General features: G+C 65.6%; 2 protein-coding genes and 1 pseudogene. All 3 read left to right on the top strand.

Features of this window, described 5'->3' with window-relative positions; all coding sequences use genetic code 11:
• The first annotated feature begins 590 nt into the window (after positions 1 to 590).
• A complete protein-coding gene (locus IE271_RS40885) occupies positions 591 to 761 on the top strand; it encodes a helicase (RefSeq protein ID WP_229919986.1) in 171 nt (56 codons plus the stop codon).
• Between the two features lie 282 nt (positions 762 to 1,043).
• Positions 1,044 to 1,376, top strand: a complete 333-nt coding sequence (locus tag IE271_RS40880; RefSeq protein WP_190195474.1) for a hypothetical protein — start codon at positions 1,044 to 1,046, stop codon at positions 1,374 to 1,376.
• Between the two features lie 53 nt (positions 1,377 to 1,429).
• Positions 1,430 to 1,560 (top strand): annotated as a pseudogene (locus tag IE271_RS40875) (IS701 family transposase); the annotation flags it as partial.

Genomic DNA, 1,560 nt, shown 5'->3' with positions numbered 1-1,560 from the left:
GGACAACCCGCCGCGCACTCACCTCAGTCCTGACTGCAGACCAGAGCCGTCGTGACGTAGCAGCGAGCGTTCAACGTCCTCCGGCAGCGATCCCAGCCCGGGTGCGGCCGCGTAGCCCGATAACGCGTGGAGCGGAAGGACTGAGCAGGGGCTCAGGATCTTGCAGGTCACCCCCGGAACACGGGGCAGAAATCTGACCCAGCGGGTCGAAATTCTGCCCCGACGGGTCAAAAATCCGACCCGCGCCCTGCGAGTCAGAAATCTGACCCTCCTTCCCAGATGCCTGCTCTGCTCGCTTTTGGGCGTCAAGTTCCAATTCACGCTTCCAGGCCGCGACAGCCGACTCGGCAGCTGCCTCACGAACGCTTTCAAGGGCGTCGAACACGTTGTGAGGCCCGTCGTAGCTCGCTACAGGCATCAGGTTGATCCGAATGCGCATCGCCCGCCCTGCGGCCAGAGCCCGCGAGGACACGGTCAGCGGCCGACCATCCAAAGCGGTCACCAGGCCCATGGCGGTAAGTTCGCGCAGCAGGGCGGAGGGAAGGCCGGGGCGGGGCGCTCAGCGGCCTTCCAGCGTGGCCTGACGGCTCTTGCGCAGCACAAGGCCCGCACCGGTGCCGCAGGCTCATGTGGAGCGGCTGGAGGGCGGCACGGAGGTCAAGCTCGAGGTGTTTTTGTCCACCACCAGGACCCGCCGCGCCAAGCTGACTGCGGACAAGCTCCAGCAGTTGGCGGATCTCGAGTTCAAATGGGCGGCGTAGACGCGAAGCAGGAGTGGGATCGCCGGTACCCGACGGGCTGCCAGGGCAAGGGGTTCGGGCGTAGGCTGCCGGTAGTCCGTGAACTGCTGGTGTTCCGTTGCTAGGGCGCTGTGGTCCGACGATCGCTCGGGGCTTGGAAGCGCTTCTACGTCAGCGGCTGTGTTCTGCGGGCTCCGAATGCCCGCCTGTTTTGGCATCGCATGAGAAACCGCCGCGGCTTGGCCCTTGAGGAATGTCGGTCGCCTCGTTTCCCGGCGGTGCTATGGCTGGGGGAATCCGGCTATGTCCGACTACTTCATAGACGACCTCATGGTCATCACACCTCTGTCCCAGGCGCCGGGCATCAAGCTCTTCGGCCAGGTCACGGCCGATCACAAGGTCCCTCTGACGCGGGCCCTGCTGCGCTGCCGCGGCGGGCACCGGGAGGTGACCGTCGACCTCACCGCCGTCGACTACATCTCCCAGGGCGCGCTGGAAGCCCTGGTCGACGTCGCTCGCACCCTGCCGTCCTCCCTGTGCCTGACCCTGCGGGCACGCCCCGAACTCGGCCTGCAGAGCCGGCTCGCAGCCCGCGGCTGGCACGCGGTGGAAAGCCTCCAGATACGCGAAGCCTAGTAGGACTCCGTTAGGTCTTTTCGTTTGTGCTGATCAAGAGCATGTTGGAGTGTGTGGACGCGCACGAAGTGGAGCGGATGCGGGCGACGTTGGCGTTGTTCGTGGCGGATGTGTTCGCCTCGGTGCCACGGAAGGATCAGCGGGCCAAGGGCGACTGTTATCTGCGGGGTTTGATGATGGACGG

The organism is Streptomyces minutiscleroticus (assembly GCF_014650875.1).
GTDB lineage: Bacteria > Actinomycetota > Actinomycetes > Streptomycetales > Streptomycetaceae > Streptomyces > Streptomyces minutiscleroticus.
Note: the sequence above shows the minus strand (reverse complement) of the source record. Positions and strands in the feature narration are given on the sequence as shown.

Bases quoted from the DNA above. Each gene is read 5' to 3' on its own strand.
- IE271_RS40880 (WP_190195474.1), top strand. From the start codon at position 1,044: ATGTCCGACTACTTCATAGACGACCTCATGGTCATCACACCTCTGTCC.